The sequence below is a fragment of the Ferrovibrio terrae genome (assembly GCF_943372915.1).
GTDB lineage: Bacteria > Pseudomonadota > Alphaproteobacteria > Ferrovibrionales > Ferrovibrionaceae > Ferrovibrio > Ferrovibrio terrae_A.
In genome coordinates, this window is sequence record NZ_CALSAN010000023.1 from 1 (window position 1) to 26,002 (window position 26,002).

Below are 26,002 nucleotides of genomic sequence, written 5' to 3' on the forward strand. Positions count from 1 at the left end.
GTCAGCGTCACCGCCAGCGCGCCGAGCGCGTCTTCCAGCTGATACATCTTGCTGGCGCCGATGATCGGCGCCGTCACCACCGGCTTTGACAGGATCCAGGCCAGCGCCATCTGCGCCGGCTTGATGCCGCGCGCTTCTGCCAGGGTCGCCACCCGTTCGGCAATGGTGAAATCGCCGGGCTGGTAATACATGCGCTGGGCGATGTCGTCGGTCTTGGCGCGTTCTGTCTCGCCCCAGCCCTGCTTGACCCGGCCGCCGGCGAGGAAGCCGCGCGCCAGCGGCGACCACGGAATCACGCCGATGCCCATCGCCTTGCACAGCGGCAGCATCTCGCGCTCTTCCTCGCGGTAGACCAGGTTATAGTGATTCTGCATGGTGACGAATTTCGCCCAGCCGTTCTGCGACTGGCGATGCAGCGCATCCATAAACTGCCAGGCGAACATGGAGGAGGCGCCGATATAGCGCGCCTTGCCGGCCTTCACCACATCGCTGAGCGCCTCCAGGGTTTCCTCGATCGGGGTTTCCGGGTCGTAGCGGTGGATCTGGTAGAGATCGACATAGTCCATGCCGAGCCGGCGCAGGCTGTCATCGATCGCCTGCAGGATATGCTTGCGCGACAGGCCGCGCTGGTTGGCATGCGGCCCCATCGGGTTGAACACCTTGGTGGCGACCACGATCTCGTCGCGTTTCGCATACTTTCTCAGCATACGCCCGGTGATCTCCTCGCTCACGCCGATCGAATAGACATCCGCCGTGTCGAAGAAATTGATCCCGGCTTCCACCGCGCGGCGGAAAAACGTCTCGCTCTCGGCCTCCGGCAGCACCCAGCTGCGCCATTTCGGATCGCCATAGGTCATGCAGCCGAGGCAGAGTTTCGACACCTTCACACCGGTCTGGCCCAGTCGCACCATGTCCATGACGATCTCCTTCAGATATCCGGGCAGCGTTTCTTCACCGCCTTGAACAGGCGGTGCAACGGCCCGTCGCCGATGCCCAAGTCATCCAGATGCCGCACCGTATTGGCCAGATAGACCGCATTGGGGCCGCGCGCGCCGCAGCAGGTGGCAATCGTGTCGATCACCTGTTTCTCGCTCAGATAGCCCGCATACTGCTTGTGATGCGGATCGGCGACGAAGGCCAGCACCGGCACACGTTCGCCGTTTTCCATCGCCGCCAGATGAAAGCCGGGCCGGTAGACGCCGGTGACCATCTCGCGGCGATAGAGGTAATCGATCACGGCGGTTTCATCGCCGCGCTTCACCCGGAAGGCCCGCCCGGTGCAGGAACCGCCGGGCATCAGGCCCAGCACCAGGCCAGGCTTCTGCGGCGTGCCGCGATAGCGGTGCGACCAGACGCAGAAGCCGCGGTGGAAGCCCCACAGCCGCGCCGACATCGCCCGGGTATGCGGAAAGCCCGGATCCCACATCAGCGAGCCGTAACCGAAGACCCAGAGTGGCTGGCCGCGCTCTGGCCTGATCTGCGGAAACGGCGGGGCGGCCTCGCCGGGCAGCGGCTCTTCGTGATCGAAGGGGATATGCCGCCGTTTCGTCATGCCGCTTTCTTCGGGGCGATGTTGACCAGCGCGACACCCAGCATGGTGGCGGCCATGCCGATGAGCGCCAGCAGGCTGAGCTGTTCACCGAACAAAGGCCAGGCCACCAGCGCGGTGCAGGGCGGCACCAGGAAGAACAGGCTGGAGACTTTCGAGGCGGCACCGCGGCGGATTAGCAGGAACAGCAGGGTGATTGCGCCGAGCGACAGCACGATGCAGAGCCAGCCGAGTGCAAAGAGGAATTCGCCGGTCCACTGCACCTGCCGCGTTTCGAACAGCAGGGCGAAGGGCACCAGCACCACGGTGGTGGCGGCGAACTGGATCGCCGTGCCCGAGCGCAGGTCGATGCCAGGGCAGTAGCGTTTCTGATACAGGGTGCCGACCGTGATGCCGACCAGCGCGATCACCGACAGCGCATAGCCCCAGGGGGTGCCGATGCCGATGCCGAGCTTGGTCCAGACCACCAGCACCACACCGCTCAGGCCCAGCACCAGGCCGAGCCACTGCCGCCTGGTTACCGTTTCACCCAGCACGGGACCGGCGGCGGCAGCCACCAGCAGCGGCTGAATCCCGACGATCAGCGCCGAAATGCCGGCCGGCACGCCATGATAGATCGAGGCGAAGACGCCGCCGAGATAGACGGCCTGCAGCAACAGGCCTGCCATGGCGATATGGCCGGCCTCGCGCCAGCTTTTCGGCCAGGGTGCCGCCGTCAGCCCGGCGAAGACGCAGAGCAGCACGGTGACAATGGCAAACCGCAACACCAGGAAGGTCATCGGCTCGGCATAGGGCAGGCCGAACTTGGCGCCAATGAAGCCGGTCGACCACAGCAGCACGAAGACGCCGGGCATGGCGGCGATGGCCCAACTGCCGAGAGGGGTGGAACGCGAAACGGAATCAGGCATGGCGGGTGATGACATCGGCGAGCGGGAAGACGTGTTTTGATCACTATTCACTGGATAACCAGCTATGGCAAGCCAAGCACCCTGACAAGCCCAGGCCTGCCTGCTATATGAAGGGCCATGCGCTATCTGGTTCTGGTCGGTCTGATTGTCGGTGGCCTGCTCGGCTACTACGTGCTGTGGTCGCATATGGTCGATCAGGTGTCGATGCAGGCGAATGCCTGGATCGAGGGCCAGCGCCGCCAGGGCCGCGAGGTGAGCTATGACAGCCAGCGGCTGTGGGGCTTCCCCTATCGCCTGTCGCTGACCCTGACCAAGCCGCGCTGGGTCGATGCGCAAAATCCCGCCGGCTGGCGTATCGAGGCCGCCGAGATCACCGCCCATCTGCAGCTCTGGGACCTGCATCATGTGATTTTCGACCTGCCGGGCAGCCAGCGCATCGGCTGGCGCGAGGGCGACGCCGAGCGGCAGGTGACCATCGGCAGCGAGCGGTTTCGCGCCAGCCTGGTGGCCGATGGCGCCGGCAACTGGCTGCGCATCGCCGCCGACCTGCTCAAGCCGCAGATGAGCGGCACGCTGAACACCTGGTCGGCCGACAAGCTGCTGCTGCATGTGCGTCGCGCCGGCAATGTGCCGCCCAGCCTGGATATCGCCGTGCAGGCCGACGACCTGGTGTTGCCGCCGGCTGCCGACGGGCCGCTCGGACGCGAGATCGCGCATCTGCGGCTGGTCGGCAATGCGCGCGGCAGCCTCTATGGCCGCAGCCCGGAGGAAATGCTGGGCTCATGGCGCGATTCCGGCGGCATTCTCGATTTCAGCACCATCGGGCTGGAATGGAGCAACCTGCATCTGGATGGCGATGGCTCGCTGAGCCTGGACAAGCAGTTCCGCCCGCTGGGCGCCATGGGCGGCAAGATGCGCAATGCCGATGCCGCCATCGATGCACTGGTCGCCGCCGGCAGGATGCGTAGCCAGGATGCCGCGCCCACCAAGGCTGCCATCGCCCTGCTGTCGCAGCGCGACGAGAAGGGTGTTGCCTATCTGCCGGTGCCGGTGACGGCGCAGGACGGCAAGCTGTTCCTTGGCCCGGCGGCGCTGTTCAGTCTGCCTTCGGTTTTACCGGCTCAGTAACGCCGCCCTGGGCGCTGCGGCCGAAATCGGGCGCGGCGGTTTCCTGGCCGGCATCGATGATGGCGCGGCGGATCGTGCGGGTGCGGGTGAACAGGTTGAACAGCTGCTCGCCCTCGCCCCAGCGGATCGAGCGCTGCAGCGCGATCAGATCCTCGGTGAAGCGGCCCAGCATCTCGAGCACGGCTTCCTTGTTGTTGAGGAAGACGTCGCGCCACATGGTGGGATCGGAGGCGGCGATGCGGGTGAAATCGCGGAAGCCGCCGGCGGAATACTTGATGACTTCCGACTCGGTGACGGCTTCCAGGTCATCGGCAGTGCCGACGATATTGTAGGCGATCAGATGCGGCACATGGCTGGTGATCGCCAGCACCAGATCATGGTGGCGCGGCTCCATCAGCTCGACCTTGCTGCCGAAGGCGCCCCAGAAGGCCTTCATCTTCTCGACCGCCTCAGCATCGGTGCCGGCCTCCGGCGTCAGGATGCACCAGCGGTTCTGGAACAGCGCGGCAAAGCCGGCCTTCGGCCCAGAATGCTCGGTGCCGGCCACCGGATGCCCCGGCACCAGATGCACACCGGCCGGCAGGTGCGGCGCCACATCGCGGATCACCGCCTGCTTGCACGAGCCGACATCGGAGAGAATGGCGCCGGCTTTCAGCGCCGGGGCGATATGCCGGGCCACCGCGGCATTGGCGCCGAGCGGCACGCAGAGCATCACCAGGTCCGCGTCTTGGGCGGCCTCGGCGGCATCGCCATGCACGCTGTCGCCCAGCTTGAGCGCGGCGGCTTCGCTGCGATGGGCTTCAGAGGCATCGGCGATGGCGATATGCCGGGCCAGCCCCTGCGCGCGCACCGCATGCGCAATGGAGGAACCGATCAGGCCGATGCCGATGATGGCAATGCGGTCGAAGAGCATGCTCTCCCTGGGCGGCTGCGCCATGGTGCGGCTCAGCCCTGCATGAAGGCAGTGAGCACGGCTATCACCATGTCGTCTTCCTCCACCGTGCCGATGGAGAGGCGCAGGCAATCAGGCAGGCCGTAGCCGCCCATGCCGCGCAGGATCAGACCTTTTTTGCGCAGCGCCGCATCGGCGCCCTTGACCTGCTCGGCGCCGCCGGGGAATCGCATCAGCAGGAAATTCGCCACGCTGGGCACCACGGTGATACCGAGCTTTTCCAGCGCGGCGCGCACGCGCACCAGTTCGGCATCGTTATGGGCACGGCTCTTGTCGAGCCATTCGGTATCGCCCAGCGCCGCAGCGCCGGCAGCCTGGGCCGCGGCATTGACGTTGAACGGCCCGCGCACGCGGTTCAGCACCGCCACCACATTGGCCGGCGCATAGGCCCAGCCCAGGCGCAAGGCGGCCAGGCCATAGATCTTGGAAAACGTGCGCAGCACCATGGTGTCGTCGCGCTCGGCCACCAGTTCCATGCCGTTGGAATAGTCGTTGCGGCTGACATATTCGGCATAGGCCGCATCCACCACCAGCAGCACGCCGGCCGGCAGGCCCTCGCGCAGGCGGCGCAGCTCGGCAGCCGAGATATACGTGCCGGTCGGATTGTTCGGGTTGGTGAGGAACACCACCTTGGTCTTCGGCGTGACGGCGGCGAGCAGCGCATCGACATCGGCGGTGAAGTTCTTTTCCTTCGCCACCACCGGCGTCGCCCCGCGCGCCATCGTGGCGATCGGATACATCATGAAGCCGTATTGCGAATACACCACCTCGTCGCCTGGCCCGACATAGGCGGCGCAGATCAGCGAGATCATCTCGTCCGAGCCATTCGAGCAGACGATATTGTCGACCGGGATACCGTATTGCGCCGCCAGCGCCTCGCGCAGGGTTTCGACGCCGCCATCGGGATAGCGATGCAGTTCGGTGGCGAGCTTCTGGAACACCGCCATCGCCTTCGGGCTCGGGCCCATCGGCGTTTCATTGGAGGAGAGCTTGTGCACCTTGGTGACGCCCGGCACGGCTGCTTCGCCACCCTTGTAAGGCGCGATGTCGAGAATTCCGGGTTGCGGCTTGGGCGCAGTCACAGCAGTCACTCCTTGAAGCGAATAATCGGCGGTACCTTACTCGTTTTCGGCCGGCAGCGGCACGGCATAGGCGCCCACCACCACCGCATCGGCGATCTGGGACGGATCGGCGGCCGTCAATGCGGCCAGCCGGGCATCGTCCTGGGTGATGAAGCCGGGCAGTTCGACCATGACGCGGGCGCCTTCGTCGCGACGATACTGCGCAACTACCTGACCATCCAGCCCCACCTGGCTCAGCAGGGTGGAGAGTCGTGCCACGCTGGGCGAGGCCTCGTTCATCTGCAGCACCAGCAGCGTGCGGTCATCCCCTGATTCCTCGGGCGGCGAGGCGGCGACGACATAGGCGCCCAGCTCGGCGAAGCGGCCGCGCGGGTTGGGCACGAAGGGCAGACGGGCAACAATGCGGGGGGTATCGGGAGAGCGGCTGGCCAGCAGGGGCCACCAGACCTCTTTTTCACCCTCTTCGGGCATCGCCAGGATGCCCAGCGTCGCCGGCTGCGACAGGGCGCGGAGCACGGCGCTGGCCGTGGTGCAGAGCTGCATCGGCGTGGTTGAGCCGTAGAAGTCGCGGGCGAGATCCCAGCGCGCCGCCGACTTGTTGGGTGCATGCACCGCCACCTTCACCGGGGCCTGGAAGCGGTAGAGCGAGGAAATCAGCTCGCGCCAGATGCGGGTGAGCGCGGCCAGCGGCAGGCCGCCGCGCGGGCGCCCGGTCAGCCGGCGCAGGATCTGGGCCTCGCGGCCCGGCCGCAGGAAACCGACCGGCGTCGCCACCGCTTCGCGGTCCTTGGCATCGGCAACACGCTGCACGGCTTCGGCACGGCGACGCAGCAGATCAAGGATCTGGTCGTCCAGCACGTCGATGTCGCGCCGCAGGTCGGCGAGGCTTGGAATATGGTCGCTCATGGGGATGCTTGGTCAAAAAATGCTGCATAGTCATAGGGTCAGCCGGTCCGGCCCGCAAGGCCGAGGGCTCACCGGGGCGTGATCGGCCGGACAATCGCGGGGGCAATTCAGCCGTTGACAGGGGGGCCGGGGGTCCGTAAGCACGGGTTCCCGCGCCGGACAGGGTCCCGGCCAGGGTTCCGTCGTCCCGCCTGGCACGCCGGAAAGCACCCGCTCCAAGCCCTGTAGGATATTTACGGCTGCCTATGAGTGCCGCGCACCCCCCCTTGCATAGTCTCGATCCCATCGGCCCCGGACACCGGGTGATGCTGGGCGAAACCCTGCCGCTGAAGCTGGATTGCGGGCTCGATCTCGGCCCGTTCCAGATCGCCTATACGACCTATGGCCGGCTGAATGCCGACAAGTCGAATGCGGTACTGATCTGCCATGCCCTGACCGGCGACCAGCATGTGGCCAATATCAACCCGATCACCGGCAAGCCCGGCTGGTGGGTCACCATGGTCGGCCCCGGCAAGGTGATCGATACCGACCGCTTTTTCGTCATCTGCACCAATGTGCTGGGCGGCTGCATGGGCTCGTCGGGCCCCAAGGATGCCGATCCCGCCGATGGCCAGCCCTATGGCCTGAGATTCCCGGTCATCACCATCCGCGACATGGTGAATGCCCAGGCCATGCTGCTGGACCATCTGGGCATCCACCAGCTGTTCTGCGTGATCGGCGGCTCGATGGGCGGCATGCAGGTGCTGCAATGGGCGGCGAGCTATCCCGAGCGTGTGTTTGCGGCGATCCCGATTGCCTGCGCCGCCAAGCATTCGGCGCAGAATATCGCCTTCCACGAAGTGGGCCGCCAGGCGATCTATGCCGATCCGCAATGGCACAAGGGCGACTATTTCGCGCAGGCCACCATCCCGCGCGCCGGCCTGGCCGTGGCACGCATGGCCGCCCATATCACCTATCTGTCGGAAGCCGCCCTGCACCGCAAGTTCGGCCGCAACCTGCAGAACCGCGAACGCATCACCTATGGCTTCGAGACCGAATTCCAGGTCGAGAGCTATCTGCTGCACCAGGGTTCGAGCTTCGTCGAACGCTTCGATGCCAATTCCTATCTCTACATCACCCGCGCGATGGACTATTTCGACCTCGCCGCCCAGGCCGGCGGCAACCTCGCCAATGTGTTCCAGGGCACGCGGACGAAATTCTGCGTGGTGTCCTTCACCTCCGACTGGCTGTTCCCCACCTCGGAGAACAAGGAAATCGTGCGCGCGCTGAATGCGGCAGCCGCCAATGTCAGCTTCGTGGAAATCGAAACCGACAAGGGCCATGACGCCTTCCTGCTGGATGAACCGGTGATGTTTGCCACGCTGAAGGGCTTCATCGACGGCTGCGCCGAACAGCGCGGCCTGAATGGGGCGCGCGCATGAGTGAAGCACGCACACCGGCTGCAGCCGGCCACACGGATATCCGCCGCGACCTGCTGATGATCGCCGAAATGGTGACGCCGGGCAGCCGGCTGCTGGATGTCGGCTGCGGCGATGGCAGCCTGCTGGAATATCTGGCCAGCGAAAAACAGGTTGATGGCCGCGGCATCGAAATCCGCCAGAGCGGCGTCAATGCCTGCGTGGCGCGCGGGCTTTCGGTGATCCAGGGCGATGCCGACAGCGACCTGCCGGACTATCCCGATGCCGCCTTCGATTACGTGGTGCTGAGCCTGACCCTGCAGGCGACCCGCAATCCGCGTAAAGTTCTGCATGAAATGCTGCGCATCGGCCGGCGCGCCATCGTGTCGTTTCCCAATTTCGCCTACTGGCGCGTGCGCATGCAGCTGCTACTGGGCGGCCGCATGCCGATGACGGCGGCGCTGGACGATCCGTGGTACGAGACGCAGAACATCCACCTGTGCACGATTGCCGATTTCGACGAGCTGTGCGCGCGCGACGGATTCGTGGTGGAGCAGCGCATCGCCGTGAATGGCGAAGGCAAGCGGCTGCAGAACGCACCGGCCAACTGGTTTGGCGCCCAGGCTGTGTACCTGCTGCGCCGGCGCGGCGGCTAGTCATCCTCGGCGCGATGGGCGCCGATGGAATTCACCGGCCTGAACACGAACTGCTTCTGCCGGCCTTTCACGGCGCGCGCCGGCACGCCGGCATAGACCTGCTTCTCGGCTTCCACCAGCAGCACGCCGGAGAAGCGGTTCCACAGCATCTCGCCTGCCTTCTCCCAGGCATTCACCGCCTTGATGACAAAGGCGCGATCCGATGGCGGCAGCCATAAGGCCGCCTGCGAGGCGGTGGGCGAAAACATAGAGTCGCGCATCAGCCGCGTGAGCTGCGGCGGCGTGTAAGGATGGCCCTGGCCGAACGGCGTGGCGTCGATATGCGCCCACAGGCCGCGCCGGTTCGGCACCACGGCGAGCAGCCGGCCCTGCGGCGTCAGCACGCGCCATACCTCGCGCAGCAGCACCCGCACGTTTTCGGAATTCTCCAGCGCATGCAGCAGCAGCAGGCGATCGACGCTGGCATCGGGCAGCGGCAGGTCATCCTCATCCACCAGCATGACGCGACCGGGCAAGCCGCGCGGCCAGCGCACCACACCCTGCGGGCCGGGCATGGCCGCCAGCACGCGGTCGGCCTCGCCCTCGAAAATCCGCAAATACGGCGTGGCATAGCCCAGGCCCAGCACCGTCATGCCCTTCACATCGGGCCAGAGCGCGCGCAGGCGCAGGCGCAGCAGGCGACGTGCCGCCCGCCCCAGGGGGTTGGCGTAAAATTCGCGCAGATCGATGATGTCGGGCCGCAGCATCGCGCTATATTACCGGTTCCTGCGTTTGTTGGTAGAGAGCACCATGCCCCTCGACATCGTCCAGATTCCGGTTTTGAATGACAATTACGTCTATTTGATGCGCGAGCCGCAGTCGGGCGCCGTCGGCGTGGTCGATCCTGCCGTGCCTGAGCCGGTGCTGGCCGAACTGCAAAAGCGCAGCTGGACGCTGACCCATATCTTCAACACCCATCATCATCCCGACCATGTGGGCGGCAACATGGCGCTGAAGGAGGCCACCGGCTGCAAGATCATCGGGCCGGAAGCCGATGCGGAGCGCATCCCGGGCCTCGACATCGCCGTGGCCGAGAACGAGGGCATCAACCTGGGCCAGGAAACCGCGCGGGTGTTCGATGTGCCGGGCCATACGCGCGGCCATATCGCCTACTGGTTCGCCAAGAGCCAGGCGCTGTTCTGCGGCGACACGCTGTTTGCCCTGGGCTGCGGCCGGCTGTTCGAGGGCACGCCGGCGCAGATGTGGGCCAGCCTGTCGAAGCTGCGTGCCCTGCCCGACGACACCCGCGTCTACTGCGCCCATGAATACACCGAATCGAATGCACGCTTTGCCGTCACCGTCGAGCCCGGCAATGCCGCGCTGCTGACACGCTATGAAACCATCAAGGCCCTGCGCGCCGCCGGCAAGCCCACGGTGCCCTCGTCCCTGGGCGAGGAAAAGGCGACCAATCCCTTCCTGCGCCCGATGAGCGCCAACCTGCGCGCCACGCTGGGCCTGCAGGCCGCCGACGATGTCGCGGTATTTGCCGAGACGCGCAAGCGCAAGGACAGTTTCAGGGGCTAGCCAGGTACACCGGCGTCAGCTCGCTGTAGGTGGCATCGCGCAGGGCACCGATGCGATGCCACAGCTGCTCGGTAAAATCCCGGTTGGCGGCATAGAAGCGGTGCGAGACGGGTACGTGGAAATCCTCGACCAGCACCGGCGGCGACACTTTCTCGATACGGCCACCGCCCTGCTCTGCCATCTGGCGATCCCCCAGGATATCGAGAATCACCACCGCGTCGACGCGGCCAAGCGCCAGCATGCCAAACATCTGTCCGCTGCTTTCGATACGAACGATCTCGATGCCCTGGGCCAGCAGAGTCTCGGACACCAGCTGGGTGCCGCTGACCGCCACCGGCGTCTGCAGGCCGCTGACGCGCTGCCCGTCCCACAGGATGGCACTGCCCTGCCGGCGGTAGAGCGAATGCGCCAGCCGCGCCGCATGCCGGGTCGTGTCGGGGACGCCGTTGCGCATCGGAAAGGCCAGCTCGCGCGCCCGCTCCTGCGAATAGCGGAAACCGAGGATGCCATCCTGCCGCCCGGCCTTGACCTCTTCCATCATGCGCCGCGCCGGCAGGCGCGTGAGCCGCAGGCTGGCGCCGAGGCTGCTGGCGGCGCGCTGCACCAGTTCGACCGCGATGCCGGGCTGCGCGGGAACAGCCGTGCCGCTGCCGGCCAGGTAGGGCCGCGTATCCTGGTCGGTATAGACCAGCCGCAACTCCAGCGCGCGGGCGGGCAATGTCATGGCCAGCAGGGCCAACAGGAAACCGGCAATCGGCAGAATCATCGGGACAGTGTAGCCCGGTGAAGGAGACAGATGGTTAACGTGGGCGGGTCTGCTTAAAGCGGGCGGCGCGCCTTCAGCGCGGCGCCCAGGGTGCCGTCGTCGAGGTAATCCAGCTCGCCGCCGACCGGCACGCCATGGGCCAGGCGGCTGATCTGCACATTCAGGGCAGCCAGGCGGTCGGTGATGTAATGCGCCGTGGTCTGGCCCTCCACCGTGGCATTGGTGGCGATGATCACCTCGCGGATTTTCCCGGCCTGCACGCGGCCGATCAGGCCATCGACATTGAGATCGGTGGGGCCGACGCCATCCAGGGCGGAGAGCGTGCCGCCCAGAACATGGTAGCGGCCGCGGAAGACGCTGGCGCGTTCCAGTGCCCAGAGATCGGCGACACTTTCCACCACGCACAGCAAGGCTTCGTCCCGGCGCGGATCGGTGCAGATGGCGCAGGGGTCGCGGCTGTCGAGATTGCCGCAGGTGCTGCAGGCATGCACGCTCTCGCCCACCTCTTTCAGGGTGGCGGCCAGCGGCACCAGCAGCACGTCTTTTTTCTTGAGCAGATGCAGCACGGCACGGCGCGCCGAGCGCGGGCCAAGGCCGGGCAGGCGCGCCAGCAGCTGGATCAGCCGCTCGATCTCCGGACCGGCCATGGATCAGGGACTCAGAATGGCAGTTTCATGCCCGGCGGCAGCGGCATGCCGGCGGTGAGCTTCTGCATCTGCTCGGCCATCTCGCGCTCGACGCGGCCCTTGGCATCGGCATGGGCGGCCTTGATCAGGTCTTCCAGCACTTCGCGCTCGTCTTCCTTCATCAGCGCCGGATCGATCCTGATGGCTTTCAGTTCGCTCTTGCCGTTCAACGTCACCGTGACCATGCCACCGCCGGCCGCGCCCTGCACCTCGCGCGCCTCCAGCTCGGCCTGCATCTCCTGCATCTTCTGCTGCATGGCCTGCGCCTGTTTCAGCATGTTGCCGAGATTCTTCATGGCTGACTCCTCATGCGCTCAATCGAGTTCGTCGAGCGGATCGACATCGTCGGTGGCATAGCCATCCGCCGCCTCGTCCGCGGCCGCTTCGGCCTCCACCACCTCGGGCACCAGCTCGCGCACGTCTTCCAGCGCGGCACCGGGGAAGGTGGTGAGCACGGCCTGCACCAGCGGATGCGCCTGGGCATGGGCGCGGCGCTGGCTGTCCTGCGCCTGCTCCTGCTCGGCCAGGGTCGGCTCGCCCGGCAGCTTGCTTAAAGAAACCATCCAGCGCTGGCCGGTCCAGGCTTTCAGTTTCTCGATCAGGCGGCTGGGCAGATCATGATGGGCGCCGGGGTTGAGCCGCAGTTCGATGCGGCCGGCCTCGAAACTGACCAGATGCACATCGTTGACCAGCTCGCCGGCCAGGATGCCTTCGCGCATCTCCTTGCACAGCGCGACCACGGCAGAGAAATTCGCCGGCATGGCGGCAAGCGCCACGGTTTCGCCGGGCTGCGGCTGCGGACTGGCCATCGCACGCGGCTGTGCCGCCACCGCAAGGCCTGCGCTGGCACCACCGCCATTGCCGCCGCCGGTGGGCCGCGACGACGGCGCCGGCACACCGGGGCCGCCCTTGTCTTTCCATTCTTTCGCCAGGTCGGCCGGGCTGGGCAGGTCGGCCGCATAGGCAAAGCGCACCAGCACCATTTCGGCCGCCGCCAGCGGCACCGGCGCGGCGCGCACTTCCTGCAGACCCTTGAGCAGCATCTGCCAGCTGCGCGCCAGCACCGGCATGCCGAGCTTGGCGGCCAGATCGCGGCCACGGTTGCGCTGGGTTTCCGGCAGGGTGACATCGTCGGGCGTGCCGCCGACCACCTTCACCCGGGTGAGCCAGTGAGTCAGTTCGAGCAGGTCCTGCAACACCACGGCGGGGTCGGCACCGACGCGATACTGCGCCTGCAGATTCTCCAGCGCCTCGGGCAGCTGGCCATGCAGCAGCTGGTCGAGCAGCGCAAAGACCTGGCCGCGATCGGCCAGGCCCAGCATGTCGCGCACCAGATCGGCATTGACCTGGCCGGCGCCATGGGCAATCGCCTGGTCGAGCAGCGACAGGCCGTCACGCACCGAACCCTCGGCGGCACGACTGATCAGCGTGAGCGCATCCTCGTCGATCTGGGCGCTTTCGGCCTCGGCAATGCGCTTGAAATGCGCATTCAGCACGGCGATCTCGACGCGCTTGAGATCGAAACGCTGGCAGCGCGACAGCACGGTGACCGGCACTTTACGGATTTCCGTGGTGGCGAAGACGAATTTCACATGCGGCGGCGGCTCTTCCAGCGTCTTGAGCAGGCCGTTGAAGGCCGCCGTGGAGAGCATGTGCACTTCGTCGATGATGTAGATCTTGTAGCGCGCCATCGAGGGCGCGTAGCGCACCGCCTCGATGATCTCGCGGATATCGCCGATGCCGGTGCGCGAGGCGGCGTCCATCTCGAAGACATCGGGATGCCGGTCTTCGGCGATGGCCTTGCAGTTGTCGCACACACCGCAGGGCGAGATCGTCGGGCCGCCCTTGCCATCCGCGCCGGTGCAGTTCAGCGCCCGTGCGATGATGCGGGCCGTGGTGGTCTTGCCCACGCCGCGCACGCCGGTGAGGATGAAGGCCTGGGCGATGCGCCCGGTGGCGATGGCATTGGTGAGGGTGCGAACCAGCGCATCCTGGCCGATCATCTCGGCGAAGTTGCTGGGGCGATATTTGCGCGCAAGGACGCGGTAGGGCGCCGGCTGATTCATCCGTGTACCTTGCCGTGCGCAGGGCGGAATTTAAAGAGGTGGGAGGCTGAACAACGACCCGAACGGAAACTCGTTACGGCTGCTTCCTTCCGGACCTGACCGGGTTGGCGAGGCGCTCGTCCGCCGCCAACCTCCCGGGCCTTATATCAAGCATCGGCCCCGGCTTTTCAATGGGCAGGACGGTTGATTCCTTGGCGATTCCGGGGCGATTCGGGGCTGGTTTTTTCACAATCCCCGGCAATGGACGGGGCCAGCCGGATATGACAGCGTTTCGGCATGCTTAGCCCTGACACCCCGACCCCGCCCCCCGCGCCAGCCAAGCGTGAGCGCCCGGTGGGCTTCACCGGCTCCCATCTCGACCGCGCCGGCAATCCGCGCCGCAAGCCCGACTGGCTGGCCACCCAGCGCCGCCATGCCGAGGCCCGCTTCCTGGTGCTGCGCGAGCTGAAGGCCCTGGTCGATATCAGCCAGAAGCCGGCCGCCATCCACTGGCTGGATACCGCCTGGGCCGATGCCCATGCGGCGCTGCCCTGCATTTTCCTCGGCCTGGATGAAGACGACATCCCGCATTTCGCCCTCGATGGCGACAGGGACGACACCACCGCCGCGCTGCATGGCGAAACGGTGAAATTCATCGATGTGCGCTCGATTGCCGCCCAGCTGACGCCCGAGGAAGCGGCGATCCTGGCCCAGGCGCGCAGCCTGGTGGACTGGCACCAGCGCCACGGCTTCTGCGCCCAGTGCGGCAGCGCCACTGAAATGGGCGAGGCCGGCTATGTGCGCCGCTGCACCAGCCTGTCGTGCAATGCCTCGCATTTCCCGCGCACCGATCCCGTCGTCATCATGCTGGCGGTACGCCGCGACGAGAAGACCGGCGAGGATATGGTGCTGCTGGGCCGGCAGGGCCGCATGGCGCCGGGCATGTATTCGGCGCTGGCCGGCTTCATGGAGCCCGGCGAAAGCATCGAGGAAGCGGTGCGCCGCGAGATCATGGAAGAATCGGGCGTGATCACCGGCCGCGTGCGCTACCTGATCTCGCAGCCCTGGCCCTTCCCCTCCTCGCTGATGATCGGCTGCATCGCCGAGGCGCTGGATGCCGAGATCACCGTGGACCATGACGAACTGGAAGATGCGCGCTGGTTCAGCCGCACGGAAGCCGCCGCCATGCTGGAGCGCGGCAAGCAGCGCCTGCCGACGACAGAGACCAGCCCCGACGATCCGCCGTGGATGCCGCCGCCGCTGAGTCTCGCACACCAAATTGCCAGGCGCTGGCTGGCCGGGGCGTGATGCAGTCCCCGCCACTGGCGCGCCCGCTGGCCGAGATCGACAGCTACCACGCGCATATCTATTTCGACGGCGCGGCGGAGCGCGAGACAGCCGCCTGGATCCGGGAGCGCATCGCCGAGCGCTTTTCGGTTCAGCTCGGCCGCTGGCATGACGCGCTGGTGGGGCCGCATAGCCGGCCGATGTATCAGGTCGCCTTTGCCGTCGACGTATTCCCGCAGCTGGTGCCCTGGCTGACGATCAACCGTCAGGGTTTAAGCGTGCTGGTGCACCCGAACACGCTGAGCCCCTATGACGACCATCTGGTGCATGCGCTGTGGCTGGGCGCGGCGCTGGCGATCAACGGCGCGATACTGCCGCGTCGGATCGAGACCCATGAGAGCCTGATCGACCCGATCAGGCCGAATACGGAGCCGAGCCTGAAGCCTTAAGCCGCCAGCCAGCGCCGCACATTCACCTTGATGAATTCAGCGTCCGGCGGGTTCATCGCCGGATTGCCGGCGCGGTGCCCCCAGATGCTGGGGATCGGGCAAAGCTCGGCCGATTGCAGCAGCGGCAGCTCGGCCTCGTTATCGGCGACGCGGAAATAGAGATCCGTGGCGCCCGGCATCAGCAGGACTTTCGCTTTGATCGCCTGCAGCGCCTTCGTCAGGTCGCCGCCATACAGCTTGCTGCTGATATCGCCGGCATCCCAGGTGCGCAGCTGCGCATAGAGATCGGCGGCGTTGCGGCGCGCGTAACGCTCTTCCCAGTCGGTGCGGTAGTAGGTTTCCAGATCCGGCGCCTTCAATGCCGTGACATGCAGGTTGGCGCGGTAGAAATCCTGACTGAGCGCCCAGCTGGCATAGATGCGGCCGAAGGCGCGGATCGCAGCCTTCGGCGGCGCGCTGAACCGCCCGTTGCCGGTATGCTCCGGTGCTGCCTCCAGCGTGGCCATCAGGCTGGCGAGGAAGATTTTGTTGTGAACTGCCGTGCGCGCGCTGCCGCAATTGACCACGATGCGCTGCACGGCATCGGGGAAATCGGCGGCCCAGTGATAGGCCTGCTGCGCGCCCATCGACCAGCCATAGACGGCATGAAGTTTCTCGATGCTGAATTGCATCTGCAGGAAACGCCGCTGCGCCGCCACGTTGTCATGCGCGGTGACGAGATAGGGATAGTCCGGCGTGTTGGACGGGCTGGAGGACAGCCCGTTGCCGAACATGTCGGGGATGACGATGAACCACCGCTGCGGATCGAGCACGCCATCGGGGCCGATCAGCCATTCGAGATCGGGATGCTGCGCCGAATAGCTGGTGGGATAGAGCACCACATTGTCGCGCGCCGCATTCAGCGTGCCGTGGGTCTTCCAGCTGATGAAGGCGGATTTGATCGTCTCGCCCGACTGGGTTTTCAGATCGCCAAGCTCGAACCGTCCGGCTGCTGTCGCCCAGGTCATCAGTGTTTTCCCAACATGGAGAGGATTTTGCGTGCGGCTGCCGCCGGCGTGGTCTTGCCGGCACCGACCGCCTTCTGGAGTTTCGGCAGCTCGCCGGCAATGGCCGGATCATGGCGCAGCCAGTCGAGCAGGCCATCCTGCAATTCACGCAGCAGCCAGCCTTCGGCCTGGTGGCGGCGCTGGGCCTGGAAGCTGCCGGTGGCGTCGAGCTTGGCACGGAAGTCTTCAATCGTGGCCCAGACTGCGTCGATACCCTCGTTCAGCAGCGCCGAGACCATCTGCACCTGCGGCTGCCATTCGCTGTGGCGCGGCCGCATCAGATGCAGGGCCATGCGGTAATCGGCGGCTGCCAGCCGCGCCTTGGGCAGCAGGTCGCCATCGGCCTTGTTGATGATGACCAGATCGGCCAGTTCCATGATGCCGCGCTTGATGCCCTGCAGGTCGTCGCCGCCGCCCGGCGCCAGCAGCAGCAAAAACATATCGACCATTTCGGCCACCGTGGTTTCCGACTGGCCGACGCCGACGGTTTCCACCAGCACGACATCGAAGCCGGCGGCCTCGGCCAGCAGCATGGCCTCGCGGGTGCGGCGCGCCACGCCGCCGAGCGAGCCGCCCGAGGGCGAGGGCCGGATGAAGGCATTGGCGTCGCGGCCGAGCTGTTCCATGCGGGTCTTGTCGCCGAGGATCGAACCGCCCGAGAGCGTGGAGGACGGATCGATGGCGAGCACCGCCACCTTCTTGCCCTGCCCGGTGAGAAACAGGCCGAAGCGTTCGATGAAACTGGATTTGCCGACACCCGGCGTGCCGGAAATGCCGAGCCGGATGGCCTTGCCGGTTGCCGGCAGGATCGCCTGCAGCAGGGTTTCGGCCGCCGCACGGTCCTGCGCATGGCGCGATTCGACCAGCGTGATGGCACGGGCGAGCGCGCGGCGGTCGCCGGCGAGCAGCTGCTCGGCAAGCTGGGCGGGATCGGTGCTGCGGCGCGCGGACATGCCGCGACCTTAGCGAAGCCGTGGCGCCGATGCCACAGGCAGTGCCCTAGAAGGCCTTGATATTGAACAGGGTGGCGATCTTCTGATGCAGCTGCGCCGCCGAGAAGGGCTTGGCGATATAGGCATCGACCTGATGCTGGCGGGCGGTGAGCACGAATTCCTTGCCGGCATTGCTGGTCAGCATCAGGAAGCGCGCCTTGGTGCCGCTGACCCGCACATGCTTGAGCAGATCGAGCCCGCTGACATTGGGCATGTTCCAGTCGGAAATGATCAGGTCGTAATGGCCGCGCTTTTCCGTGAACAGCTCAATAGCCGCGGCGCCATCGGCGGCAAGGTCGAGCCGGTCGACACCGAACTGCTTGAGCATCATCTGGGTCAGGCGCTGGGAATAGGAATCGTCCTCCACCAGCAGCACCCAGAGATCCTTGAAGGCAGTCATGACGCAAGCCCCGCCGCTGCGGGGGCGAACTGTTCCAGATCGGCGCGCCGGCTGGCCAGCCATTCGCAGCCGCTGCGCAGCTCGGCATCCAGGCTGGTCATCAGCGGACCAAGCGCGGCGCTATCGCCGCTGCGCGCCGCCACCTCGACGCGGCGCGCGGTCTGCTGCAGGCGGTTGAGCCCCAGGCTGCCGCCGGGGCCGCGCAGGCTGTGCGCGCGGGTCGCCAGCCGGGCCCAGTCGCCGGCGGCATGGGCGCGATGCAGCTCGGCCTGCTGCTCGGGCATCATCACGAAGAACAGGTCGATCAGGTCGGCCAGGCCCTGCAGCCCGACGCCATCGGCCAGCGCCTGCAGCGCCTGCGGATCGACCGCCGGGCCGCTGTCGCGCGCATCGTCATCCTCCAGCACGGCAGCGGGCGCCCCGGCATCCTCGGCCAGCAGGCCGAGGGCGCGGCGGATCGCCAGGTCGAGGGCTTCGGGGTGGATCGGCTTGCCGACGAAATCGTTCATGCCGGCATTCAGGCAGTTGCGCACGCCTTCCACGCTCATGCTGGAGGTCACCGCAATGATGCTGATCTGGCCGCGCGGCGCCGGCAGGGCGCGGATCGCGCGGGTGGCGGCGATGCCATCCATCACCGGCATATGCACATCGGTGAGCAGCAGATCGAAGGTCTGCTGCATTACCGCATCGAGCGCGGCCTGGCCGTCTTCCACCAGGGTGATGTCATGGCCGCCCGATGTCAGCAGGCCGGTGATGACGCGCTGGTTCACCGGATTGTCTTCGGCGATCAGGATGCGCAGGCGCGGCAGCGGCGCCAGATCCACGGCGGGACCGCGCTCGACCGGCTGCATGCCCTCGGCCAGTGGGAGGCGGAACCAGAAGACACTGCCCGCGCCGGATACGCTGTCGACACCGATCTCGCCGCCCATCGCCTGCACCAGCGCGCGGCAGATCGCCAGGCCAAGGCCGGTGCCGCCGAAACGCCGCGTGATGGAAGAATCGGCCTGCGAGAAATGCGCGAACAGGCGGTCGCGCTGCTCGGGCGCAATGCCGATGCCGGTGTCGCGCACCTCGAAGCGCAGCGCAATCCTGCCATCGTCGCCGTCTGGTTCGCGCAGCACCGCGATCTCGACATGGCCGCGCTCGGTGAACTTGACCGCATTGGACAGCAGGTTGAGCAGCACCTGGCGCAGGCGGTTGGGATCGCCGCGCAGGAATTGCGGCACATCGGGCCCGAAGCGGTCGCGCAGCGCGAGACCCTTCTCGCCGGCGCGCGAGCCCAGCAGCGCGATGACAGCGGCGATCTGTGCCGGCAGATCGAAGTCGATCTCCTCCAGGTCGATGCGGCCCGATTCCAGCTTCGAGAAATCGAGGATGTCATTGAGGATGCCGAGCAGGCTTTCACCCGACTGCAGCGCCGTGCTGGCCAGGCTGCGCTGTTCGGCATCCAGCGGCGTTTTCAGCAGCAGGCGGGTGAGGCCCAGCACGCCATTCATCGGCGTGCGGATCTCGTGGCTCATCATGGCAAGGAATTCCGACTTCGCCTTGGTGGCCGCCTCGGCCTGCAGCCGGGCATCCTGCAATGCCTGCTTGGCCTTGGTGCGGGCGGCGAGTGCGGCAATCGCCGAGCGCGTCATCAGCAGTACGGCGAAGATCAGGCAGAGGAAATGCAGCAGGATCTGCTCCTGCCGCGGCACTTCGAAGGCCGGCACGAGATCGAGCAGGTGGCAGACCAGCAGCACGATGAAATTCAGCGCCGCCATGGCGGCGACCCAGGCAATGACCTTTGCGCTGCTGGTCAGCATGGTGAGCGCCAGCCCCAGCACGCTGAACAGCGCAAACGACGAAGCCAGCCCGCCGGTGCCGAGCGTGAGGATGGTGTTGCCCACGCCGCCATTCAGCGCCATGAAGCCGATGGCGAGCGCGATATTGCCGGTGATGCGGATCAGCAGCGCGCCGAGCAGCGGCCCGCCGATCATCGAGATGAAGCCGGCGATCTCCCAGCCGGTGAGACCGGAACGGATCAGCAGATAGGGCGGGATCAGCAGCAGCGCGATGCAGACCGAGAGGCTGAGCTGCACGATGCTGCGATAGCGGTGCAGCTTGCGCGGATCGCCCTCGCGCAGCACGGCCGGCGGCACGAACAGGTCCACCACGCGGGCAAGGCGGCCCTGCGCGGCGTCTTTCGACGCGGATGATGCAGCGTCCCGGTCCAGGCGTGCCCCCATGCTCTTGGACCAACGCTAGCAAAGGGCGGTCGGTGATGCCATCGAATTGCAACCCAAAAGTGCAATCTGGGTATGAAATACGGCGAATCGGGTAGTCCGTGATTGACAGGGACTCCCCGGGATTCGTATTCCGGTATCACCCATGGCGAATCGGCCTGACGACCACACCGCGAACGACCCCTTCCTGCCGGCGCAGCCCCGCTTGGATCGCAGCACTGCGGCCGCGCGGCTGGAGCAGGCCCGCGCCGACCTGTCGCGCACCGCACGGGCAACGGCGGCATCGCAGGGTTCGGCTGAACCAGCCGTCACGCCGCCCGTCGCCTTCGATTCCGCGGCCGTGGCCGCCCGCATCGACCTGATGCGCGGCCGTTTCGCCAAGGCCCGTGAAGACGCCGTTTCCGCCCTGCTGTTCCTCAGCGATGCGCAGCAGGATTGCGATGCTCTGGCCGAGGCGGCAGCGGCCAATCGCTGGGCCCTGCTGGCCAGCGGCATCACGCTGCTGAGCCAGTCGCTGCGTCGCGCCATGCCGGCCGAAAGCCGCCACCTGGATCTGATCGGCCTGCTGATCGACGCGCTCTATGCGCTCCGCCGGGCCGAGACCCGCCCCGATATGGGCCGGGCGGGCGAAGACCTGCTGCGCGGCCTGCGCCTGGCCGTGGGCCGCGAGTTGAGCACCACCGACGCCTGAGTCTGACCCGCCTTTTGGTCGCGGACTGGGTGCAGGCCCGGCGCTGAACTCTCCGCACACGCCCGAATTTGCCGTATTCCCGCGCGAAAATACGCCTCGGAAAAGTCGCGATACAGGCTTAAAATTGCAGACATGCGCAAGCTGATTACATCCGTGATCCTGCCGCTGCTGTTCGTGCCCGCGCTGCCATTGCGGGCACAGACCCCGGCGCCGCTGCTTGCCAGCGTCCTCCCCGTTCCCCATGCCAGCATCGCGGGCGAAAGCCTGCAGCGCGCCACCATCGACTTCGGCCTCTATGCGCTGGGCAGCAAGGGCATGGAAGTACGCATGACCCTGCAGCGCGATGCCGATGACTTGCGGGTGGAGATCGGCATGCGCACCGCCGGCATGCTCGACTGGGCGATGCGCATGACCATGACCGGCCAGTCGGCGGCACGCGTGGCCCAGGACGGTCGCCTGCTGCCGGTACGCTACACCACCGACAGCGATGGCACCTGGTCGAAGCGGGTGACTCGCATGATCTGGGGCGCCGATGGCCTGCCGGTCGCCGAGGTGTTTCCGCCCAATGACGAGGATGACCGCGAAGAGGTGCCCGACCTGCTGAAGCGCGACACGCTGGACCCGACCACGGCGATGGTGTCACGCGTGCTGCGCGGCGGCCCGGTGCCGCCCTGCGAGGGCAGCGAGGCGATCTACGACGGCCGGCGGCGCTACAACATGCATTTCACCCCGCTGGGGCCGGATGTCGTGAAGCCGCACAACCGCACGGCCTATAGCGGCCCGGCCTTCAAATGCATGGTGAAGCTGGAACCGGTGGCCGGCTATACCCGCAAATACCTGGCCGAATGGAGCGCCAAGGACGAGCAGCCCACCTATGTCTGGCTGGTGCAGCCGACCGGCTTCGATGCCTGGCTGCCGGTGCAGATGGAGGGCAGCTCACGCTTTGCCAGCGCCAGCACCTGGATCAGCAGCGCAGCACTCAATGGCCGCGAGTGGCTCAAGCCGGTCGGCTTCATTCGTACCGAAATTCCCCGCGACAGCACGAACTGAACCCACATAATGGCACGCAAAATACTGGTTGCCGACGACGCCACCAGCGGACAGGCAGTGTTTGAAAAGCTGCTGACCGCGCTCGGCTACGAACCGGTCTTCGCCAGGGATGGCCGCGATGCCATCAACCTGTTCATCGAATTGCCCGAGATCGCCGCCATCCTGATGGATATCCGCATGCCCGGCCTCAACGGCATCAAGGCCACCCAGGAAATCCGCCTGGCCTGCGGTCCGCGCGGCATGAAGGTGCCGATCATCGCCATCACCGCCGCCGACGGGATCGAGGTGCGGCGGGAATGCCTGTCCAGCGGGATGAACGAGGTGCTGCTGAAACCGATCGATCCCCGCAAGCTGGTCGAGACCTTGCGGCGGTTTGTAAATTAAGTATTTGATTTATATAATATAAATGTGGATTTTGTCATCCCTGGGCTTGACCCGGGCATCTTTCTCCGTTCTGGCTGAGCCCCCCGGGTTGACTTCTCCGGCCCGAAAGGCTTTATTCCGCCCGCTTTCTGAAGCTTTGGAAGCAGTCCGGTCCGAGGACCGCCGTCCGTCCGCGAGTGTCGCGCACGGGCGTCGTTTCGTTTTGGGCCATTTGAGAGGTTTTCAGGGTCGAGATGTTCGAATCTCTGAGCGGCAAACTGGGAGAGGTCTTCGAGCGGCTGCGCAAGCGCGGCGCGCTGTCGGAGTCTGACGTCTCGGAAGCGCTGCGCGAGGTTCGCGTCGCCCTGCTGGAAGCCGACGTGGCCCTGCCCGTCGTGAAAACCTTCATCGATGGCGTGAAGTCCAAGGCCGTCGGCCAGGATGTGCTGCGCTCGGTCACCCCGGGCCAGATGGTCATCAAGATCGTCCATGATCATCTCGTCGAGATGCTGGGCGGTGGCGCCGAGGCCGGTGAAGACGACGCCGGCATCAGCCTGAATGCCGTGCCGCCGGTGCCCGTGCTGATGGTCGGCCTGCAGGGTTCGGGCAAGACGACCAGCACGGCGAAGATCGCGCTGCGCCTGATGACCAAGGAGCGCAAGAAGGTGCTGATGGCGTCGCTCGACGTCTATCGCCCGGCGGCGCAGGAACAGCTGAAGATTCTGGGCGAGCAGAACAATATCCCGGTGCTGCCGGTCGTCGCCGGCCAGATGCCGGTGGATATCGCCAAGCGCGCGCTGCAGGCCGCCAAGCTCGGCGGCTATGACGTGCTGATGCTGGATACCGCCGGCCGCCTGCATATCGACGAGACTTTGATGCTGGAAGTGGCCGCCGTGCGCGATGCCGTCCAGCCGCATGAAACCCTGCTGGTCGCCGACTCGCTGACCGGCCAGGACGCGGTGAATGTCGCGAAGAGCTTCAACGAGCGCGTCGGTGTCACCGGCATCGTGCTGACCCGCGTCGACGGCGATGGCCGCGGCGGTGCAGCCCTTTCGATGCGCGCCGTCACCGGCAAGCCGATCAAGCTGATCGGCGTCGGCGAAAAGGTCGATGCCATCGAGCCGTTCCATCCGCAGCGTATCGCGCAGCGCATCCTCGGTATGGGCGACATCGTCTCGCTGGTCGAAAAAGCCGCCGAGACGATCGAGAAGGAAGAGGCCGAACGGCTGGCCGCCCGCGTGCAGAAGGGCCAGTTCGACCTCAACGACATGGCCAGCCAGTTGAAGCAGCTGCGCAAGATGGGCGGCATGTCGGGCGTGATGAACCTGCTGCCCGGCGTGGGCAAGGTGAAACAGCAGATGGCCGCCGCCAATGTCGATGAAAGCATGCTCAAGCGTCAGGAAGCCATCATCGGCTCGATGACCAAGGACGAGCGCACCAATCCCAAGGTGATCCACGCCTCGCGCAAGAAGCGCATCGCGGCGGGCTCGGGTACTTCGGTGCAGGATGTCAACAAGCTGCTGAAGCAGCATCTGCAGATGGCCGACATGATGAAGCGCATGTCGAAGCTGGGGCAGAAAGGTTTCATGCGCAGTATGGGCGCCATGCTGCCGGGGATGCCCGGCATGCCCAAACTGCACTGATCGGTTCGCGTATTTCAGTATTCAGAGTTTCAACAGTTCGAAGAAAGGAAGACCATGTCCGTTAAGATCCGCATGACCCGCGGTGGCGCCAAGAAGCGTCCCTATTACCGTATCGTCGTTGCCGACTCGCGCAGCCCGCGCGATGGCCGTTTCATCGAGAAGATCGGTTCCTATGATCCGATGCTGCCGAAGGACCGCGAGCGCGTGCAGCTCGACGTCGAGCGTTGCAAGTACTGGCTGAGCCAGGGCGCCCAGCCGTCCGACCGCGTCGCCCGTTTCTTCGACAAGGCCGGCCTGGTGAAGTGGACCCACGGCAACAACCCGGAGAAGGGCAAGCCGAAGGCGAAGGCCCAGGAGCGTATCAAGGCTGCTGAGGAAGCTGCCAAGGCCGCTGCCGAGAAGCCGGCTGAAGAAGCCGCTGCTTCCTAAGGCATGAGCGGCACTCTTCTGCTGGGCGTCGTGATCGGCGCGCAGGGCGTCCGCGGCGAGGTGAAGGTGAAAACCTTCACTGCCGACCCGGAATCGCTGGGGGATTACGGTCCCCTGCAGGACGCCGGTGCGACGAAGACGTATCCGCTGAAGGTGCTGCGCCTGTCGAAAGGTGATGTAGTGATTGCGCGTATCAAGGGCGTCGAGGACCGCAACGCGGCCGAGGCGATGAAGGGGACGGAGCTCTACATTCAGCGCTCCGCCCTGCCCCAGGCCGGCGATGGCGAGTTCTACTTCGCCGATCTGGTGGGCCTGACGGCGGTGATGTCGGGCCGGGTTCTGGGCCGCGTGACAGCGGTGCACAACTACGGTGCCGGCGACATGCTGGAGGTGAAAACCGACAGCGGCCGTTCGGCGATGGTGCCGTTTACCGACGATGCGGTCCCCGAAGTGGACCTCGCCGCCGGCAGGGTGACGGTGGAGCCGGCCTTCTGGCTCGGCGACCCGGGCACCGAAGAGGACCGCAAGGCAGAAGCAGCCGAGCGGGCGGCCGAACAGGCCGGAGAGTGAGTTGAGTACCGTCCCGGCCACGCCGTGGAATGCGCGGATACTGACTTTGTATCCCGCGATGTTCCCCGGTCCGCTGGGACAGAGCCTGGCCGGTCGTGCCCTGAATGAGGGGCGCTGGTCGCTGACGGTGGTGGATATTCGCGACTTCGCGCGCGACAAGCACCGCACCGTCGACGACACGCCCTTCGGTGGCGGGCCGGGCATGGTGATGCGGCCCGATGTGCTGGCTAGTGCGCTCGATGCGACACTGGCAGGGACGGAGGGCGAGACCAGCGGGCAACCGCTGATCTATTTCTCGCCGCGTGGCCGGCGCCTGGATCAGGCGCTGGTGCATGAGGTGAAGGCGGCCGGTGGAGCGACGCTGCTCTGCGGCCGTTTCGAGGGGGTGGACGAGCGCTTTCTGCAGGCGCGCCCCGTTGTCGAGGTCAGCCTCGGCGACTTCGTCCTGTCGGGTGGCGAGATCGCCGCATATGCGCTGCTGGATGCAGTCGTGCGGTTGCTGCCCGGGGTGATGGGTGCCGAAGAGTCCGGCACCGAGGAGAGTTTCGCGGACGGTTTGCTGGAATATCCCCAGTATACCCGGCCGCAGATGTGGGAAGGCCTGGCGGTGCCCGATGTGCTGCTGTCCGGCCACCACGAGAAGATCGCAGCCTGGCGGCGCGAGATGGCGGAAACGATCACCGCCGAGCGCCGGCCGGACCTGTGGGAGCGTTACCGTGGGCGCAAGCCGGCGGGAAAGAATTGAACGAGTTTGAACTTTTACTGAAGACAGAAAGGCAGAGTGCCATGAACCTGATGCAGCAGATCGAGAAAGAGCAGTCCGATGCTCTCGTCGCCGCCCGCGCGGTGCCGGATTTCGCCCCCGGCGATACCCTCACCGTCAACGTGAAGGTGGTCGAAGGCGGCCGCGAGCGCGTGCAGGCCTATGAAGGCGTGTGCATCGCCCGCTCCAACCGCGGCGTGAATTCCTCCTTCACCGTGCGCAAGATTTCGTATGGCGAAGGCGTGGAGCGTATCTTCCCGCTCTACAGCCCGCGCATCGAGTCGATCGTGGTGGTCCGCCGCGGCGACGTGCGCCGCGCCAAGCTGTACTACCTGCGTGGTCGTACCGGTAAGGCCGCGCGCATCACCGAGAAGCGCGACGCCTCGGGCAAGACCGCCAAGGCGTAAGGCGTCCGCGCCGGTTCCGCACTGGCGCGACGACCCGTCTGACCTGAAG

29 protein-coding genes and 1 other RNA gene are annotated in these 26,002 nt (G+C 66.2%); 14 read left to right on the forward strand and 16 right to left on the reverse strand.

What is annotated here, in order from left to right; genetic code table 11:
* From AAG821_RS15420 to AAG821_RS15430, 3 genes are all read right to left on the reverse strand, one after another.
* On the reverse strand, window positions 1-917 hold a 917-nt coding region (locus AAG821_RS15420), incomplete at its 3' end, for an aldo/keto reductase (protein WP_341916336.1).
* 11 nt (window positions 918-928) lie between these two features.
* Window positions 929-1,552 (reverse strand): gamma-glutamylcyclotransferase, encoded by a 624-nt coding sequence (locus AAG821_RS15425; RefSeq protein ID WP_341913359.1) that lies wholly within the window; start codon window positions 1,550-1,552, stop codon window positions 929-931.
* The gene (locus AAG821_RS15430; RefSeq protein WP_341913361.1) at window positions 1,549-2,457 is read right to left on the reverse strand and encodes a DMT family transporter; all 909 of its coding nucleotides are present in this window, start codon (window positions 2,455-2,457) and stop codon (window positions 1,549-1,551) included. Before AAG821_RS15430 ends, AAG821_RS15425 begins: the two co-directional genes overlap by 4 nt.
* A gap of 117 nt (window positions 2,458-2,574) precedes the next feature.
* Between AAG821_RS15430 and AAG821_RS15435 the strand changes: the two genes are divergently transcribed.
* A complete protein-coding gene (locus tag AAG821_RS15435; RefSeq protein ID WP_341913363.1) occupies window positions 2,575-3,585 on the forward strand; it encodes a DUF2125 domain-containing protein in 1,011 nt (336 codons plus the stop codon).
* Here AAG821_RS15435 and AAG821_RS15440 read toward each other — a convergent pair.
* Genes AAG821_RS15440 through AAG821_RS15450 form a run of 3 tightly spaced genes read right to left on the reverse strand, consistent with a single transcriptional unit; the run spans window position 3,554 to window position 6,525 of the window.
* A complete protein-coding gene (locus AAG821_RS15440) occupies window positions 3,554-4,498 on the reverse strand; it encodes a prephenate/arogenate dehydrogenase family protein (RefSeq protein WP_341913364.1) in 945 nt (314 codons plus the stop codon). The genes AAG821_RS15435 and AAG821_RS15440 overlap by 32 nt on opposite strands.
* Window positions 4,499-4,530: 32 nt before the next feature.
* Entirely contained in the window at window positions 4,531-5,619 is a 1,089-nt protein-coding gene (hisC, locus tag AAG821_RS15445) for a histidinol-phosphate transaminase (RefSeq protein WP_341913366.1), read from the reverse strand.
* A 36-nt stretch (window positions 5,620-5,655) separates the two neighbouring features.
* Complete coding sequence (locus tag AAG821_RS15450) at window positions 5,656-6,525, reverse strand: chorismate mutase (RefSeq protein WP_341913368.1); 870 nt, start codon at window positions 6,523-6,525, stop codon at window positions 5,656-5,658.
* Between the two features lie 305 nt (window positions 6,526-6,830).
* On the opposite strand from AAG821_RS15450, the gene AAG821_RS15455 reads away from it, so the two are divergent.
* Together AAG821_RS15455 and metW are read left to right on the forward strand one after the other, a co-directional pair.
* Complete coding sequence (locus AAG821_RS15455) at window positions 6,831-7,946, forward strand: homoserine O-acetyltransferase (RefSeq protein WP_341913370.1); 1,116 nt, start codon at window positions 6,831-6,833, stop codon at window positions 7,944-7,946.
* The gene (gene metW / locus AAG821_RS15460) at window positions 7,943-8,578 is read left to right on the forward strand and encodes a methionine biosynthesis protein MetW (protein WP_341913372.1); all 636 of its coding nucleotides are present in this window, start codon (window positions 7,943-7,945) and stop codon (window positions 8,576-8,578) included. The genes AAG821_RS15455 and metW overlap by 4 nt, the downstream gene beginning before the upstream one ends.
* Here the strand turns inward: metW and AAG821_RS15465 are convergent.
* Entirely contained in the window at window positions 8,575-9,324 is a 750-nt protein-coding gene (locus tag AAG821_RS15465; protein ID WP_341913374.1) for a methyltransferase domain-containing protein, read from the reverse strand. The genes metW and AAG821_RS15465 overlap by 4 nt on opposite strands.
* 43 nt (window positions 9,325-9,367) lie before the next feature.
* Between AAG821_RS15465 and gloB the strand changes: the two genes are divergently transcribed.
* The gene (gene gloB, locus AAG821_RS15470; RefSeq protein WP_341913375.1) at window positions 9,368-10,141 is read left to right on the forward strand and encodes a hydroxyacylglutathione hydrolase; all 774 of its coding nucleotides are present in this window, start codon (window positions 9,368-9,370) and stop codon (window positions 10,139-10,141) included.
* On the opposite strand, the gene AAG821_RS15475 is transcribed toward gloB, so the two are convergent.
* From AAG821_RS15475 to ffs, 5 genes are all read right to left on the reverse strand, one after another.
* Window positions 10,131-10,907 (reverse strand): transporter substrate-binding domain-containing protein, encoded by a 777-nt coding sequence (locus tag AAG821_RS15475; protein WP_341913377.1) that lies wholly within the window; start codon window positions 10,905-10,907, stop codon window positions 10,131-10,133. The two genes, gloB and AAG821_RS15475, sit on opposite strands and share 11 nt — an antisense overlap.
* Before the next feature lie 53 nt (window positions 10,908-10,960).
* Window positions 10,961-11,554, reverse strand: coding sequence for a recombination mediator RecR (gene recR / locus AAG821_RS15480; RefSeq protein WP_341913379.1), 594 nt, complete (start codon window positions 11,552-11,554; stop codon window positions 10,961-10,963).
* An 11-nt stretch (window positions 11,555-11,565) separates the two neighbouring features.
* The gene (locus AAG821_RS15485; protein WP_341898359.1) at window positions 11,566-11,889 is read right to left on the reverse strand and encodes a YbaB/EbfC family nucleoid-associated protein; all 324 of its coding nucleotides are present in this window, start codon (window positions 11,887-11,889) and stop codon (window positions 11,566-11,568) included.
* An 18-nt stretch (window positions 11,890-11,907) separates the two neighbouring features.
* Entirely contained in the window at window positions 11,908-13,659 is a 1,752-nt protein-coding gene (locus AAG821_RS15490) for a DNA polymerase III subunit gamma/tau (RefSeq protein ID WP_341913381.1), read from the reverse strand.
* A 37-nt stretch (window positions 13,660-13,696) separates the two neighbouring features.
* Window positions 13,697-13,795: signal recognition particle sRNA small type (ffs, locus tag AAG821_RS15495), an RNA gene on the reverse strand.
* 140 nt (window positions 13,796-13,935) lie between these two features.
* Between ffs and nudC the strand changes: the two genes are divergently transcribed.
* Together nudC and AAG821_RS15505 are read left to right on the forward strand one after the other, a co-directional pair.
* Complete coding sequence (gene nudC / locus AAG821_RS15500; protein ID WP_341913382.1) at window positions 13,936-14,946, forward strand: NAD(+) diphosphatase; 1,011 nt, start codon at window positions 13,936-13,938, stop codon at window positions 14,944-14,946.
* Window positions 14,946-15,374: a DOPA 4,5-dioxygenase family protein gene (locus tag AAG821_RS15505; RefSeq protein WP_341913383.1), complete on the forward strand. Its 429-nt coding sequence runs from the start codon at window positions 14,946-14,948 to the stop codon at window positions 15,372-15,374. Before nudC ends, AAG821_RS15505 begins: the two co-directional genes overlap by 1 nt.
* On the opposite strand, the gene AAG821_RS15510 is transcribed toward AAG821_RS15505, so the two are convergent.
* From AAG821_RS15510 to AAG821_RS15525, 4 genes are read right to left on the reverse strand one after another with little or no spacing between them, the layout of a single operon-like run.
* Entirely contained in the window at window positions 15,371-16,381 is a 1,011-nt protein-coding gene (locus AAG821_RS15510) for an alpha/beta fold hydrolase (RefSeq protein ID WP_341913384.1), read from the reverse strand. The genes AAG821_RS15505 and AAG821_RS15510 overlap by 4 nt on opposite strands.
* The gene (meaB, locus tag AAG821_RS15515; RefSeq protein WP_341913387.1) at window positions 16,381-17,373 is read right to left on the reverse strand and encodes a methylmalonyl Co-A mutase-associated GTPase MeaB; all 993 of its coding nucleotides are present in this window, start codon (window positions 17,371-17,373) and stop codon (window positions 16,381-16,383) included. Before meaB ends, AAG821_RS15510 begins: the two co-directional genes overlap by 1 nt.
* Before the next feature lie 46 nt (window positions 17,374-17,419).
* Entirely contained in the window at window positions 17,420-17,812 is a 393-nt protein-coding gene (locus AAG821_RS15520; protein WP_341913388.1) for a response regulator, read from the reverse strand.
* A complete protein-coding gene (locus AAG821_RS15525) occupies window positions 17,809-20,040 on the reverse strand; it encodes an ATP-binding protein (RefSeq protein WP_341913390.1) in 2,232 nt (743 codons plus the stop codon). Before AAG821_RS15525 ends, AAG821_RS15520 begins: the two co-directional genes overlap by 4 nt.
* 142 nt (window positions 20,041-20,182) lie before the next feature.
* Between AAG821_RS15525 and AAG821_RS15530 the strand changes: the two genes are divergently transcribed.
* The 8 genes from AAG821_RS15530 to rplS all read left to right on the forward strand — a co-directional run bounded on the left by AAG821_RS15530 (window position 20,183) and on the right by rplS (window position 25,953).
* Complete coding sequence (locus AAG821_RS15530) at window positions 20,183-20,728, forward strand: hypothetical protein (RefSeq protein WP_341913392.1); 546 nt, start codon at window positions 20,183-20,185, stop codon at window positions 20,726-20,728.
* Between the two features lie 132 nt (window positions 20,729-20,860).
* On the forward strand, window positions 20,861-21,778 hold the full coding sequence (locus AAG821_RS15535) for a DUF3108 domain-containing protein (RefSeq protein WP_341913395.1): 918 nt from the start codon (window positions 20,861-20,863) through the stop codon (window positions 21,776-21,778).
* A 9-nt stretch (window positions 21,779-21,787) separates the two neighbouring features.
* Window positions 21,788-22,162, forward strand: a complete 375-nt coding sequence (locus AAG821_RS15540) for a response regulator (protein WP_341913397.1) — start codon at window positions 21,788-21,790, stop codon at window positions 22,160-22,162.
* A gap of 233 nt (window positions 22,163-22,395) precedes the next feature.
* The gene (ffh, locus tag AAG821_RS15545; protein WP_341913398.1) at window positions 22,396-23,784 is read left to right on the forward strand and encodes a signal recognition particle protein; all 1,389 of its coding nucleotides are present in this window, start codon (window positions 22,396-22,398) and stop codon (window positions 23,782-23,784) included.
* 54 nt (window positions 23,785-23,838) lie between these two features.
* Window positions 23,839-24,213: a 30S ribosomal protein S16 gene (rpsP, locus tag AAG821_RS15550; protein WP_341913400.1), complete on the forward strand. Its 375-nt coding sequence runs from the start codon at window positions 23,839-23,841 to the stop codon at window positions 24,211-24,213.
* Between the two features lie 3 nt (window positions 24,214-24,216).
* Window positions 24,217-24,783: a ribosome maturation factor RimM gene (rimM, locus tag AAG821_RS15555; RefSeq protein WP_341913402.1), complete on the forward strand. Its 567-nt coding sequence runs from the start codon at window positions 24,217-24,219 to the stop codon at window positions 24,781-24,783.
* A gap of 1 nt (window position 24,784) precedes the next feature.
* On the forward strand, window positions 24,785-25,528 hold the full coding sequence (gene trmD, locus AAG821_RS15560) for a tRNA (guanosine(37)-N1)-methyltransferase TrmD (RefSeq protein ID WP_341913404.1): 744 nt from the start codon (window positions 24,785-24,787) through the stop codon (window positions 25,526-25,528).
* Window positions 25,529-25,569: 41 nt separating this feature from the next.
* The gene (rplS, locus tag AAG821_RS15565; RefSeq protein ID WP_341913406.1) at window positions 25,570-25,953 is read left to right on the forward strand and encodes a 50S ribosomal protein L19; all 384 of its coding nucleotides are present in this window, start codon (window positions 25,570-25,572) and stop codon (window positions 25,951-25,953) included.
* The last annotated feature ends 49 nt before the right edge of the window (window positions 25,954-26,002 follow it).